Source organism: Nocardioides ultimimeridianus (genome assembly GCF_054777895.1).
Window position 1 is genome coordinate 147,151 of the sequence record NZ_BAAHAB010000005.1, and the last position, 12,980, is coordinate 160,130.

The 12,980-nt window shown below is 74.1% G+C and carries 13 protein-coding genes; 8 read left to right on the forward strand and 5 right to left on the reverse strand.

Annotated elements, in window-relative coordinates:
* Positions 1-6: 6 nt before the first annotated feature.
* The 3 genes from ACYU8V_RS05975 to ACYU8V_RS05985 are packed head-to-tail and all read left to right on the forward strand — an operon-like array spanning position 7 to position 2,551.
* Entirely contained in the window at positions 7-1,296 is a 1,290-nt protein-coding gene (locus ACYU8V_RS05975; protein ID WP_460845899.1) for a nicotinate phosphoribosyltransferase, read from the forward strand.
* Positions 1,296-1,892 (forward strand): isochorismatase family protein, encoded by a 597-nt coding sequence (locus ACYU8V_RS05980; RefSeq protein ID WP_460845900.1) that lies wholly within the window; start codon positions 1,296-1,298, stop codon positions 1,890-1,892. Before ACYU8V_RS05975 ends, ACYU8V_RS05980 begins: the two co-directional genes overlap by 1 nt.
* Complete coding sequence (locus ACYU8V_RS05985) at positions 1,892-2,551, forward strand: NUDIX hydrolase (protein WP_460845901.1); 660 nt, start codon at positions 1,892-1,894, stop codon at positions 2,549-2,551. The genes ACYU8V_RS05980 and ACYU8V_RS05985 overlap by 1 nt, the downstream gene beginning before the upstream one ends.
* Here ACYU8V_RS05985 and ACYU8V_RS05990 read toward each other — a convergent pair.
* Positions 2,526-3,854, reverse strand: coding sequence for an APC family permease (locus ACYU8V_RS05990; protein WP_460845902.1), 1,329 nt, complete (start codon positions 3,852-3,854; stop codon positions 2,526-2,528). The genes ACYU8V_RS05985 and ACYU8V_RS05990 overlap by 26 nt on opposite strands.
* A gap of 101 nt (positions 3,855-3,955) precedes the next feature.
* Here ACYU8V_RS05990 and ACYU8V_RS05995 point away from each other — a divergent pair, with 101 nt between their 5' ends.
* The 4 genes from ACYU8V_RS05995 to ACYU8V_RS06010 are packed head-to-tail and all read left to right on the forward strand — an operon-like array spanning position 3,956 to position 5,778.
* Positions 3,956-4,342 carry an ArsR/SmtB family transcription factor gene (locus ACYU8V_RS05995; RefSeq protein ID WP_460845904.1) on the forward strand — a complete coding sequence of 129 codons (387 nt, stop codon included), beginning with the start codon at positions 3,956-3,958 and terminating at the stop codon, positions 4,340-4,342.
* Positions 4,339-4,827 (forward strand): SRPBCC family protein, encoded by a 489-nt coding sequence (locus tag ACYU8V_RS06000; protein WP_460845905.1) that lies wholly within the window; start codon positions 4,339-4,341, stop codon positions 4,825-4,827. The genes ACYU8V_RS05995 and ACYU8V_RS06000 overlap by 4 nt, the downstream gene beginning before the upstream one ends.
* Positions 4,828-4,846: 19 nt before the next feature.
* On the forward strand, positions 4,847-5,395 hold the full coding sequence (locus ACYU8V_RS06005; protein ID WP_460845906.1) for a TIGR03086 family metal-binding protein: 549 nt from the start codon (positions 4,847-4,849) through the stop codon (positions 5,393-5,395).
* A 50-nt stretch (positions 5,396-5,445) separates the two neighbouring features.
* A complete protein-coding gene (locus ACYU8V_RS06010; RefSeq protein ID WP_460845908.1) occupies positions 5,446-5,778 on the forward strand; it encodes a TfoX/Sxy family protein in 333 nt (110 codons plus the stop codon).
* Here the strand turns inward: ACYU8V_RS06010 and ACYU8V_RS06015 are convergent.
* The gene (locus ACYU8V_RS06015) at positions 5,724-6,431 is read right to left on the reverse strand and encodes a class F sortase (RefSeq protein WP_460845909.1); all 708 of its coding nucleotides are present in this window, start codon (positions 6,429-6,431) and stop codon (positions 5,724-5,726) included. The genes ACYU8V_RS06010 and ACYU8V_RS06015 overlap by 55 nt on opposite strands.
* A gap of 88 nt (positions 6,432-6,519) precedes the next feature.
* On the opposite strand from ACYU8V_RS06015, the gene ACYU8V_RS06020 reads away from it, so the two are divergent.
* Positions 6,520-11,037: an ATP-dependent helicase gene (locus tag ACYU8V_RS06020; RefSeq protein WP_460845910.1), complete on the forward strand. Its 4,518-nt coding sequence runs from the start codon at positions 6,520-6,522 to the stop codon at positions 11,035-11,037.
* A 142-nt stretch (positions 11,038-11,179) separates the two neighbouring features.
* Here ACYU8V_RS06020 and htpX read toward each other — a convergent pair whose 3' ends face one another.
* The 3 genes from htpX to ACYU8V_RS06035 all read right to left on the reverse strand — a co-directional run bounded on the left by htpX (position 11,180) and on the right by ACYU8V_RS06035 (position 12,979).
* Positions 11,180-12,061, reverse strand: a complete 882-nt coding sequence (gene htpX / locus ACYU8V_RS06025; protein WP_460845911.1) for a zinc metalloprotease HtpX — start codon at positions 12,059-12,061, stop codon at positions 11,180-11,182.
* 59 nt (positions 12,062-12,120) lie between these two features.
* Positions 12,121-12,420 (reverse strand): helix-turn-helix domain-containing protein, encoded by a 300-nt coding sequence (locus ACYU8V_RS06030; RefSeq protein WP_460845913.1) that lies wholly within the window; start codon positions 12,418-12,420, stop codon positions 12,121-12,123.
* A gap of 85 nt (positions 12,421-12,505) precedes the next feature.
* Entirely contained in the window at positions 12,506-12,979 is a 474-nt protein-coding gene (locus ACYU8V_RS06035) for a CinA family protein (protein ID WP_460845914.1), read from the reverse strand.
* Position 12,980: the final 1 nt, after the last annotated feature.

Here is a 12,980-nt window from a genome sequence, read left to right on the forward strand (position 1 = left end):
AGGGGGGTGAGTGACCGCAGCGGACTGTTCACCGATCGCTACGAGCTGACCATGCTCGACTCCTGGGTGCGCGACGGCAGCGCCGGCCACCCGGCCGTCTTCGAGGCGTTCGCGCGCCGGCTGCCCGAGGGCCGCCGCTACGGCATGCTCGGCGGCCTGGGCCGGCTGCTGCCGCTGGTCGAGGAGTTCACGTTCTCCTCCGAGGAGGTCGAGTGGCTGGTCGCGGAGGGTGCCATCGGCACCGCCACCGCCGACTACCTGCGCGGCTTCCGCTTCCGTGGCGACATCGACGGGTACGCCGAGGGAGACCTCTACTTCCCCGGCAGCCCGGTCCTCACCGTGTCCGGCACGCTCGGGGAGTGCGTCGTGCTCGAGACGCTCGTCCTCAGCGTGCTCAACCACGACACCGCCATCGCCAGCGCGGCCGCCCGGATGGTCGACGCGGCGGAGGGCCGGCCGCTGATCGAGATGGGCAGCCGGCGTACCCACGAGGAGGCGGCGGTGGCGAGCGCGCGGGCGGCGTACCTCGCCGGGTTCGCCTCGACCAGCAACCTGGCGGCCGGTCGGCGCTTCGGCGTACCGACCGTCGGCACCGCCGCGCACGCCTTCACCCTCGCCCACACCAGCGAGGAGTCGGCCTTCCGCAGCCAGGTCGAGGCGCTCGGCGTCGGCACCACCCTGCTCGTCGACACCTACGACATCGCCGAGGGCATCCGGACGGCCGTGAAGGTCGCCGGGCCGGAGCTCGGCGCGATCCGGATCGACTCCGGCGACCTGGCCGAGGAGTCCGCGAAGGCGCGGGCCCTCCTCGACGAGCTCGGCGCGACCGGCACCCGGATCGTGGTCACCAGCGACCTCGACGAGTTCGTGATCACCGCCCTGCGCGACGCGCCGATCGACGGCTACGGCGTCGGAACCCGCCTGGTCACCGGGTCGGGCCACCCGACCGCGAGCATGGTCTACAAGCTCGTCGCGGTGGGCGACTCCCCCGGCGGCGAGCTGCGGCCGGTGGCCAAGAAGGCCGCCGGCAAGGGCTCCGCGGGCGGGCACAAGCACGCGCTGCGCGAGTACGACGGCACGACCCTGGTCGCCGAGCACACCACCCTCGAGCCGCTGCCCGGCCGGTCGCCGCAGGTCCCGTTGGTCCGGGCCGGTGAGGTCGTGCACCGGCCCAGCCTGGCCGAGATCCGCGACCACGCGGCCGCGGCCCTCGCCACCCTCCCGCCCGCCGCCCGCGACGTCGCCGCGGGCGAGCCCTACCTGACCGTCGACCGGATCAACCCCAAGGAGCAGTGATGAGCCAGCCCACCAAGGCCCTGATCGTCGTGGACGTGCAGAACGACTTCGTCGAGGGCGGCTCCCTCGGCGTGGCCGGCGGCAAGGACGTCGCCACCGCCATCACCGCGCACCTCGCGGTCCATGCGGCCGAGTACGCCGTCATCGCGGCCTCCCGCGACTGGCACCATGCGCCCGTGGACGGCGAGACCAACGGCGGCCACTTCGCCGCGCCGGGCACCGACCCCGACTACACCAGCACCTGGCCGGTGCACTGCGTGTCGGGCGAGCACGGGTCGGCGTACGCGCCGGAGCTGGACACCGGCGACGTCACGCACCACATCACCAAGGGGATGGGCGTGCCGGCGTACTCCGCCTTCGACGGGGTCACCGAGAGCGGTGAGCGCCTCGCCGACGTGCTCCGCGACGCCGGGGTCACCGACGTCGACGTCACCGGGATCGCCACCGACTACTGCGTGCGCGCGACCGCCCTCGACGCGCGCGCCGCGGGCTTCGGCGTACGGCTGCTCGCGGGGCTGCACGCCGGGGTCGCACCGGAGACCTCCGAGGCCGCACTGAGCGACCTGGCGGCCGCCGGTGTGGAGGTCGAGCGCTGATGTACACCACCAAGTACCCGCCGTTCGCGGTCGTCGTCGACATCGCCCTGTTCACCATCCGCAACGGCCGGCTGTCGGTCCTGCTCATCGAGCGCGCCCGGGACCCCGACGCGGGCTCGTGGGCCCTGCCGGGTGGGTTCGTCGACCCCGACGAGGACGCGGAGAGCGCAGCCTGGCGCGAGCTCGTCGAGGAGACCGGCGTGGAGAGGTTCCCCGGCCACCTCGAGCAGCTGCGGACCTACACCGCGCCCGATCGCGACCCGCGGATGCGCACCGTCTCGGTCGCCCACGTCGCGTTCGCCCCCGACCTGCCCGAGCCGAAGGCCGGCGACGACGCCGCCGACGCGCGCTGGTGGGCCGTCGACGACCTCCCCGACCTGGCCTTCGACCACGCCGAGATCCTGGCCGACGCGCTCGAGCGGGTCCGGGCCAAGCTGGAGTACACGACCCTGGCCGGCGAGTTCGTCAGCGAGCCGTTCACGCTCCCCGAGCTGCGCCAGGTGTACGCCGCCGTGTGGGGCACGCCGCCGGAGCTGCGCTCGTTCCAGCGGATGGTGCTCGGCACCGACGGCTTCGTGGTGCCGGTCCCGGGCGAGGGGCCGACCCACTACCGCCGGGGACCGGCCACCGAGATCAGGCCGCCGCTCTACCGCGACTGAGGTCGCGCCGACCTCGCCACGCCATCCAGCCGACCCCGGCCAGACCGCTGGCGATCGGCACCAGGACCGGCAGCCCGGTCAGCAGCACCAGGCCGACCGAGGCCGCGAACGAGACCACGGCGGCCGCGCGCGGCCAGCCGGTGGGCAGCAGCCGGACGGCTGCGGCCGTGCCGACGACGTACACGAGCGCGAAGGTGCCGGTGGTGACGAGCAGGGTGGCGTCGGTGGGGCGGCCCAGCAGCGCCTCGCCGACGGTCACGGCCAGGCCGCCGGTGGCCACGACCAGCAGCGCCCGGCGGGGTGTGGTCGCGCCCGCGCGCAGGTCGGACCCCAGCCAGGCGGGCATGGCGCCGGCCAGGGACAGGGCGGCGCCGAGCCGCGAGGCGCCGGCGAAGTAGGCGTTGATCGCACCGACCGTCAGCAGCACCGCGATGACGGTGGTGACCGGCCGCGCCCAGCCGCCCACGGCCCCGGAGAGCAGGTCGGCCAGTGGCGCCCGGCCGGCGTGCTCGCCGAGCACCGCGACGGTCACGAAGGCGATGCCCAGGTAGAGCACGGTGACGACGCCGAGGGTGATCGAGGTGGCGCGGGCGATGTCGCGCGCGGGGTGCGCGTACTCGGCCGACAGCGAGCTGACGATCTCCCACCCCGCGAAGGCCCACACGAGCAGGGCCGCCGCCGAGCCCACGCCCGACCAGCCGTGGGTGAGGAAGGGCGTGAGGTTCGCGCCGTCGGCACGCGGCAGCGAGACCACGATCGCGGCCAGCAGCAGGGTCGCGATCACCGCGGCGATGCCGACCTGGACCCGGGCGGACAGCTGGATGCCGAACCAGTTCATCACCGTCACGAGCAGGATCACCGCGACCGTCACGAGGACCTCGGTCCGCCGCCCGCCACCGACCGCGTCGGCGACGTACGACGCCGCGAAGCCCGCCGCCACCGGAGCGCCGATCGGGATCGCCACGAAGAACGCCCAGCCGACCAGGCTGGCGGCCCGCTCGCCGAACGCGAGCCGCGCGTACGTCGACACCCCGCCGCCGTCCGGGTGCCGCGCGCCCAGCGCGGCGAAGGTGGCCGCGAGCGGGACCGAGATCAGCAGCAGCGCGGCCCAGGCCAGCAGCGAGGCCGGGCCGGCGGCGCGGTCGGCGAGGGCCGGCAGCGAGATGACGCCGGTGCCGAGCACCGCGGCCAGGGTGAGGGCCGTGCCCTGGAGGACGGAGATGCCGGTGGGCGCGTCGGCATCGGCGAGGGTGGGGGCGATCGGCGCGACGGGGACGTCGGCCGGATCGGCGGCGGTGGTCACGAGCAGATCCTGTCGCACGCCACCGACAGCCCGGAACGGGCCGCCAGAAACGTTCAACCGGATGGTTGACAACGGCGTGGCGACGGAGTTCACTCAACCTTGTGGTTGAGCAATCCGATCCCCTGTCCCGGGCCTTCGCGGCCCTCGCCGACCCGACCCGCCGCGACCTGGTCGCCCGGCTCGCGGCCGGCGGCGACGCGACGGTGGGCGAGCTCGCGGCGCCGTACGAGATCTCGCTCCAGGCCGTCTCCAAGCACCTCGGGGTGCTGGAGGACGCCGGCGTGGTGACGCGGACGCGGGAGGGGCGGCAACGCCACGTCCACCTGGATGCGGAGGTGTTCGACCTGATGACGAAGTGGATCGAGCGCTACCGGCGCGAGGCCGAGCAGCGCTACCGCCGCCTCGACGACCTGCTGGCCCGGATGGGCGAGGACGAGGGCGACCAGCGGACCGACAAACCGACAGCACACCAAGGAGCAGCGTCATGACCACCACGACCCACGAGACCACGATCGAGGCCGTCCCGGACCTCCCCGTCGTCCGCATCGTCCGCGAGTTCGACGCCCCGCGCGAGCGCGTCTACCGCGCCCACGTCGACCCCGACCTGATGGCGCAATGGCTCGGCCCGGACAGCCTGAGCTGCGTCTTCGAGACCTGGGACGTGCGCACCGGCGGCGAGTACCGCTACACCGCCGTGCGCGAGGGCGAGGAGATCGCGCACTTCTACGGCTCCTTCCACCGCGTCGAGGAGAACAAGCGGATCGTGCAGACCTTCGGCTTCGAGGAGATGCCCGAGGCCGTCAGCCTCGAGACGCTCGTGCTCACCGACCTGCCCGGCGGACGCACCCGGCTGGAGATCACCTCGGTGGTCGAGTCGATCGAGGCCCGCGACGCGATGCTCGCCTCCGGCATGGAGGTCGGCGTCAACGAGGGGTACGCCGCCCTCGACCGCCTGCTCGCAGAGCCGGCCTGAGCACGGCAGGATGGGTGGCATGACTCCCGCCGAGCAGCACGCGTACGACGCCGCCCGCTTCACCCATCTCGTCGAGTCCGCGCACCACGGCGACTGGGACAACCCCTCGCCGTGCGCCGGCTGGACCGCCCGCGACGTCGTCGCGCACCTGATCGAGTGGCTGCCGGGGTTCCTCGAGCGCGCCCGGGTGACCCTCGAGCCGGTCGACCTCGACCATCTCGAGCACGCCTGGCGGCACCGCTGCGACGAGGTGCAGGACGTCCTGGAGCGACGCTCCGAGGAGACCTTCGAGAGCCCGATGTTCGGCACGATGACGATCGGGGCGGCGATCGACCGGTTCTACACCAACGACGTCTGGATGCACTCCTGGGACCTCGCCAAGGCCCTCGGCCACGACTTCGACCTCGACGAGGACCGTTGCGCGGCCGCCCTCACCGCCATGGAGCCCATGGACGCGGCGCTGCGCCAGGGCGACCAGTTCGGAGCGCGGGTGGAGGTGCCCGCCGACGCATCGGCGCAGGACCGGTTCCTCGGCTTCATCGGCCGCGACCCGCACTGGCAGGCCTGAGCGGGGCTGGTCCGGGCTGACTGTCCGCGCCTCGCCGTACCCTGCATCTCATGGCGTACGACGAGGTGCTGGCCGGCCGCATCCGCGACCTGGTCGAGGGTGAGCCCGGGCTCAGCGAGAAGAGGATGTTCGGCGGCCTGGCGTTCCTGATCGGCGGCAACATGGCCGTCGCGGCGAGCGGCCAGGGCGGCCTGATGGTGCGCGTCGACCCCGACGAGGGCGACGAGCTGATCCAGACGACCGAGGCCGAGCCGATGGAGATGCGCGGCCGGACGATGACCGGGTGGCTGCGCGTCGCCGACGACGCGATCACCGACGACGCGGCGCTTCAGGAGTGGGTCGGTCGCGGCGTCGGGTACGCCGGGACCCTGCCCCCGAAGTAGGGGTCGGCGAACCACAGGGTCCGGTGGGTCCAGTCCCCCGGGCCCAGCCGGGTGCCGGAGCAGACCACGATGACGGCCTGCGGCCGGCCGGTCCTGCGGTCCCAGCCCGGGTAGCCGGCGCTGGCCAGGACCTCCTCGCGCGACACCACGCGGTAGCAGGCGACGCGTCGGTGCGCCTTGAGGACGAGGCGGTCGCCCACGTGCAGCCGGGCGAGCAGGCTGTTGCCCATCGCCGTACCGTCCGGCCAGGTGTGGGTGTTGAGCAGCACCCGCCCGTGTCGCGCGGCGGCCCGCACGCCGCCCTCGTCGGTCGCGAACTCGGTCTTGTCAGTGTCGGGCAGGACACCCATCACCCCGTCCGCGGTGCGGGCGACCGGGTGGACGGCCTGAGTGCGGCCGGCCACCGTGATCGACGCCGGCACGAACGGCCGGGCCGGAGGGCGCGCGCACGGGCCGCGGGCGGCGGTGAGGTCCGGCATCGGTGCGATCGGCGCCAGCTGGATGTCCGGGAAGACCGGGGCGTGGTGCGGCCGCAGGAACCACGCGGTCAGGGCGATGGCGAGCAGCGTGCCGTGCACGGCCAGGTGCAGCGGCCAGCGCCGCTTCCGACGCCGCCGCAGGACCTCCCCGGTCGGCCCGATCTCCCACCCCACGCAGGTCAGTGTCACCGTCGCGTCGCGTGCGGGCAACTGGGCGCCCCGTCATCGGTGGGTTGTCGGTGCCGTGCGCGAGGATGGGCGGGTGGTCGAGGACGACGCCCTGGCGGGCTTCAGCGAGGCGACGCGTGCCTGGTTCGGCGCGGCGTTCGCCGAGCCGACACCTGCCCAGGCGGGGGCGTGGCGCTCGATCGCCCAGGGCCGGCACACGCTCGTCGTCGCGCCCACCGGGTCGGGCAAGACGCTCAGCGCGTTCCTGGCCGGCATCGACCGGCTGCTGACCACCCCGCCGCCGGCCGAGCGCAAGCACCGCACCCGCGTGCTCTACGTCAGCCCGCTCAAGGCCCTCGCCGTCGACGTGGAGCGCAACCTGCGCGCGCCGCTGGCCGGCATCCGCCAGACCGCAGCGCGGCTGGGGCTGCCGGAGCTGCCCGAGCTCTCCGTCGGCGTACGGTCCGGGGACACTCCGGCCAACGAGCGCCGAGCGCTGGCCACCCGACCGCCGGACATCCTCATCACCACGCCGGAGTCGCTGTTCCTGATCCTGACCAGTCAGGCGCGTGAGACGCTGCGCGGCGTCGAGGCGGTCATCCTCGACGAGGTCCACGCCGTCGCGGGCACCAAGCGGGGCGCGCACCTCGCACTCAGCCTGGCCCGACTCGACGCCCTGCTGCCGGCGCCCGCCCAGCGGATCGGGCTGTCCGCGACCGTGCGGCCGACCGAGGAGGTCGCGCGGTTCCTCGGTGGTCCCGAGCCGGTCGAGATCGTCGCTCCCCCGGCCAGCAAGCAGTGGGACCTGCGGGTCGAGGTGCCGGTCGAGGACATGACCGCGCTGCCCCGGCAGAGCGAGATCGAGGAGGAGCTGGACGGTCCGGCCCTGCGCCCCAGCATCTGGCCGCACGTCGAGCAGCGGGTGGCCGACCTGATCGGCGAGAGCCGCTCGACGATCGTGTTCACCAACGGCCGCCGTACGGCGGAGCGGCTGACCGCGCGCCTCAACGAGATCGCCTCCGGTGAGTCGGCCGACGGCGTGACGGCCCCGGCGCAGGTGATGGCCCAGTCGGGGGCCTCCGCCGGCTCGGCGCCGCTGCTGGCCCGCACCCACCACGGCTCGGTGTCCAAGGAGCAGCGCGCGCTGGTCGAGGACGATCTGAAGTCCGGGCGCCTGCCCGCCGTCGTGGCGACCAGCAGCCTCGAGCTCGGCATCGACATGGGCGCGGTCGACCGCGTCGTCCAGATCGCGTCGCCGCCGAGCGTGGCGAGCGCGCTGCAGCGGGTCGGGCGCGCCGGCCACCAGGTCGGCGAGGTCTCGCGCGGGGTGTTCTTCCCCCAGCACCGCGGCGACCTGGTCCCGGCGGCGGTGTCGGTCAGCCGGATGCGGTCCGGGGACATCGAGTCGTTGCGCATCCCGGCCAACCCTCTCGACGTACTGGCCCAGCAGATCGTCGCGGCGACGGCCGTCGACGAGTGGGACGTCGAGGAGCTGTTCGAGACCGTCCGTCGGGCCGCTCCGTACGCCGCACTCCCCCGCTCGGCGTACGAGGCGGTGCTGGATCTGCTGGCCGGGCGCTATCCGAGCGACGAGTTCGCCGAGCTCCGCCCGCGCATCACCTGGGACCGCGTCACCGGGCGGATCACCGGCCGGCCCGGTGCGCAGCGGCTCGCGGTCACCAGCGGCGGCACGATCCCCGACCGCGGGCTGTTCGGGGTGTTCATCGCCGGCGAGGGTGTCGGGCGCCGGGTCGGCGAGCTGGACGAGGAGATGGTCTACGAGAGCCGTGTCGGCGACGTGTTCGCCCTGGGCGCGACGAGCTGGCGGATCGAGGACATCACCCACGACCGGGTGATCGTGACGCCGGCCCCCGGCGTACCTGCCCGGCTGCCGTTCTGGAAGGGCGACAACCCCGGCCGCCCCGCCGAGCTCGGCGAGGCCATCGGATCCTTCACCCGCGAGCTGGGAGCCATCCCTGACGCACAGGCGATCGAGCGGGTGCGGGCCGAGGGCCTCGACGAGTACGCGGCGGCCAACCTGGTCGCCTACCTGCGCGAGCAGACCGAGGCGACCCGCCAGCTGCCCACCGACAGCACCCTGGTCGTGGAGCGGTTCCGCGACGAGCTCGGCGACTGGCGGCTCGTCGTGCACTCCCCCTACGGCCAGGCCGTCCACGGCCCGTGGGCCCTGGCGATCAACGCCCGCCTGCACGAGCGCTACGGTGTGGACGGGCAGGCGCTCGCCGCCGACGACGGCATCGTGATCCGCATCCCCGACACCGACGCCGCGCCGCCCGGTGCCGACCTGGTGGTGTTCGATGCGGACGAGATCGCCGAGATCGTCACCCGGGAGGTGGGCGGCTCCGCCCTCTTCGCCTCGCGCTTCCGGGAGAGCGCTGCACGGGCGCTGCTGCTGCCGCGGCGCGACCCCGGCCGCCGCTCGCCGCTGTGGCAGCAGCGACAGCGGGCGGCGGCGCTGCTCCAGGTGGCCGCGCGCTACCCGGCCTTCCCGATCCTGCTCGAGACGGTGCGCGAGTGCCTCAACGACGTCTACGACCTGCCCGGGCTGACCACGCTGCTGCGCCGGATCGACTCCCGCGAGGTCACGGTCGCCGAGGTCGAGACGGTGCAGCCGTCGCCCTTCGCGCGCACCCTGCTCTTCGGGTACGTCGCCCAGTACCTCTACGAGGGCGACTCCCCCATCGCCGAGCGCCGCGCCGCCGCGCTGACCCTGGACCAGGGGCTGCTGGCCGAGCTGCTGGGCCGTGCCGAGCTGCGCGAGCTGCTCGATCCCGCCGTGCTCGACGAGGTGGAGGCGGAGCTGCAGCGCACCGCTGCCGATCGGCGGGCGCGGGACGCCGAGGGAGTGGTTGACCTGCTCCGGCTGCTCGGTCCGCTCACGTCCTCCGAGATCGCCGCCAGGTCCGTCGACGACCTAGACCTCGACCTGCTCACCGGCCTGGCCGCGGCCCGGCGCGTGGTCAAGGTGCGGATGCCGTACGGCGAGGCGTGGGCCGTCGTCGAGGACGTGGCCCGCCTCCGCGACGGCCTCGGCGTGCCCGTGCCGCCCGGGGTGCCGGCCGCGTTCACCGAGCCCGTCGACGATCCGCTCGCCGACCTGGTGGGGCGCTATGCCCGCACCCACGGCCCCTTCCTCGTCGGCGAGGTCGGTGCCCGACTCGGGCTGGGCGTCGCGGTGGTGCGGCACACGCTGCAGCGGCTCGAGGGACAGGGCCGGGTGGTGTCGGGCGAGTTCCGGCCGACCGCGTCGGCCGACAGCCTGGAGTGGTGCGACGCCGAGGTGCTGCGCCGGCTGCGGCGTCGCTCGCTCGCCCGGCTGCGGCACGAGATCGAGCCGGTCCCGCCCGCCACGCTGGCCCGCTTCGCGCTGTCCTGGCAGCGGGTCTCGACCGGGTCGGGTGCGCTGCGCGGCATCGACGGCGTGGTCGCCGCGGTGGAGCAGCTGGCCGGCGTACCGGTGCCCGCGAGCGCACTGGAGTCGCTGGTGCTGGGGGCGCGGGTGCGCGACTTCGAGCCGGCGTACCTCGACGAGCTGACGGCGACCGGCGAGGTGATCTGGACCGGCCACGGCGCGCTGGCCGGTGCCGACGGGTGGGTCTCGCTCCACCTCGCCGACCAGGCGGCGCTCACCCTGCCCGAGCCGCAGCCGGTCGAGGGCGCGCTGCAGCAGCGGATCGTCGACGCGCTGTCGCCCGGCGGCGCGTGGTTCTTCCGGCAGCTCAGCGACCAGGTGGCAGTCGCGTCACGGGCCGCCGGCGACGAGTCGCCCGATGACGCCTCGCTCAGTGCCGCGCTGTGGGCCCTGGTCTGGGCCGGGCGCGTCACCAACGACACCCTCACGCCGCTGCGCGCCCTCACCCGCAACGGCTCCGCGACCCACCGCAGCCGGCGCACGACCGCCCGTCCGGGGCGGGTCAGCCGCACCGGACCGCCCGAGACCGCAGGCCGCTGGTCGCTCCTGCCGCCGGTCGATGCCGACCCGACCCGGCGCGCCCACGCGACCGCGGAGCGGCTGCTCGACCGGCACGGCGTGGTCACGCGCGGGGCGGTGACGAGCGAGGGCGTGCCGGGCGGGTTCGCGTCGGTCTACCGGGTGCTGACCGCGTTCGAGGACTCCGGCCGCTGCCGCCGCGGCTACTTCGTCGAGGGCCTCGGCGCCGCGCAGTTCGCGACCCCGGGCGCGGTCGACCGGCTGCGCACTCACACCGCGGTCGGCGACAAGCCCGTCGCCGTCGCCCTCGCCGCGACCGACCCGGCCAACCCCTACGGCGCCGCCCTCCCCTGGCCGGTCTCGACCGAGGGGCACCGCCCCGGCCGCAAGGCCGGCGCCCTCGTCGTCCTCGTCGACGGCGAGCTGGTCCTGTACGTCGAGCGCGGCGGCCGTACGCTCCTGACCTGGTCCGAGGTGCCCGACCTGCTGGCCCCCGCGGCCGAGGCCCTGTCCACGGCGGTACGCCGCGGCAACCTGGGCCGGCTCACCGTCGAGAAGGCCGACGGCGCCCCGCTGCTCGGCAGCTCCACCCCGCTGCGCGAGGCGCTCGGAGCGGCGGGGTTCGTCGCGACACCTCGCGGGCTCCGGCTGCGCTCCTGACCGAGGCGTCACCTCTGCACGCCCGAGGCGTCACGACTGCACCCTCGAGACGTCACCTCTGCATGCCCGCAAAGGCTGCACATGTGACGCTTCGCGGGTGCAGTCGTGACGCTTCGCGGGTGCAGAGGTGACGCTTCGCGGGTCAGCGAGCCCGGCCCGCCATCGCCTCGAGCCGGGCGATCCGGTCCTCGGTGGGCGGGTGGGTGGAGAACAGCCGCGAGACGTCCCTGGCCCGGAACGGGTTCGCGATCATCATGTGGGCGGCGTTCTGCAGCTGTGGGGTCGGGGCCAGCGGTGCCCGGGCGGTGCCCGACTCCAGCTTGCGCAGCGCAGAGGCGAGCGCGAGCGGGTCGCCGGTGAGCGTGGAGCCGTCCTCGTCGGCGTCGTACTCGCGGGTGCGGCTGATCGCCATCTGGATCACCGAGGCGGCGATGGGGGCGAGCAGCGACATCAGGATGAGGACCAGCGGGTTGGGGCGGTCCTCGTCGTCGCTGCCGCCGCCGAACATCGAGGCGAACATCATCATCTGCGCGACCGAGGTGATGACGCCGGCGATCGCGGCCGCGACGGAGGAGGTCAGGATGTCGCGGTTGTAGACGTGCATCAGCTCGTGGCCGAGCACCCCGCGCAGCTCGCGCTCGTCGAGCAGGCCGAGGATGCCCTCGGTGCAGCAGACCGCGGCGTGCTGCGGGTTGCGGCCGGTCGCGAAGGCGTTGGGCGCCTGGGTCGGCGACACGAACAGCGCGGGCATCGGCTGCCCGGCGGTGGCGGAGAGCTCGCGCACGATGCGGTACATCGCCGGCTGCTGCGCCTCCGTGACCGGGTAGGCGCGCATCGCCCGGATGGCGATCTTGTCGGAGTTCCAGTAGCCGTACGCGGTCGTGCCGAGGCCGATGAGCGCGAAGAGCCAGATGAACGCGGAGTTGCCGGTCGCGCCGGAGATCGCGCCACCCACCGCCAGCAGCAGGGCGAAGATCCCGGCGAGCAGGCCGGCGGTCTTGAGTCCGTTGAAGTGGCTGTGCATGTCAGGAGAACGTACGACGAGCGCCGGATCGTTCCGAGACGGCGATCACGCCGCCGCGATCATGCGGCGGAGGCCACCACCGCTGCGGGGATGCGCGGGTTGATCGGGGTGGGCAGCGAGGCGGCCTCCTCGATCGCGACCGCGTCAGCGACGTCGCGCAGGACGACCGACAGCGGGACGTCGAGGGCGTCGCACAGCGAGGCGAGCAGCTCCGAGCTCGCCTCCTTCTGGCCGCGCTCGATCTCGGAGATGTAGCCGAGGCTGACCCGGGCCAGGGCGGAGAGCTGACGCAGCGTCAGACCGAGCTCGGTGCGGCGACCACGCAGCACGTCGCCGAGCCGCTCGCGGAACAGCGCCATCATCGTCTCCCCTCGACCGATCGGTCCCTCAACAACTGCTGTGAGGGCCAACGCTACCCGAGGCCCGGATGTTCCGGAGCAGGACTCACCCGTCTCCGAGATGATCGAGCACCGCACCGACCGCCGCGTCGACGACCTGCTGCTGGATCGAGACCCGGTCACCGGACAGCGACAGCTCGCTGACAGTGGTCCCCGACGAGGACGCGACGCCCACGAAGACGGTCCCCACCGGCTTGCCCTCCTGCTCCTCGGGCCCCGCCACCCCGGTCGTGCTGACCGCGATGTCGGTGTCCAGCAGCTGCCGTGCCCCCTCGGCCATCGCCGCGGCGCACTCGCCGCTCACGACGCCGTGCTCGTCGACCAGCACCTCCGGGACGCCCAGCACCGAGACCTTCGCCCGGGTCGCGTAGGTGACCACGCCGCCGGCGTACACCTTCGAGGATCCGGGGACGCCGGTGAGCGCGGCGGCGACCTGGCCTCCGGTGAGCGACTCCGCGGTGGCGACGGTCAGCCCGCGCTCGGCCAGTGCCGCCACCAGGTCGGAAGGGTGGTCCGTCATG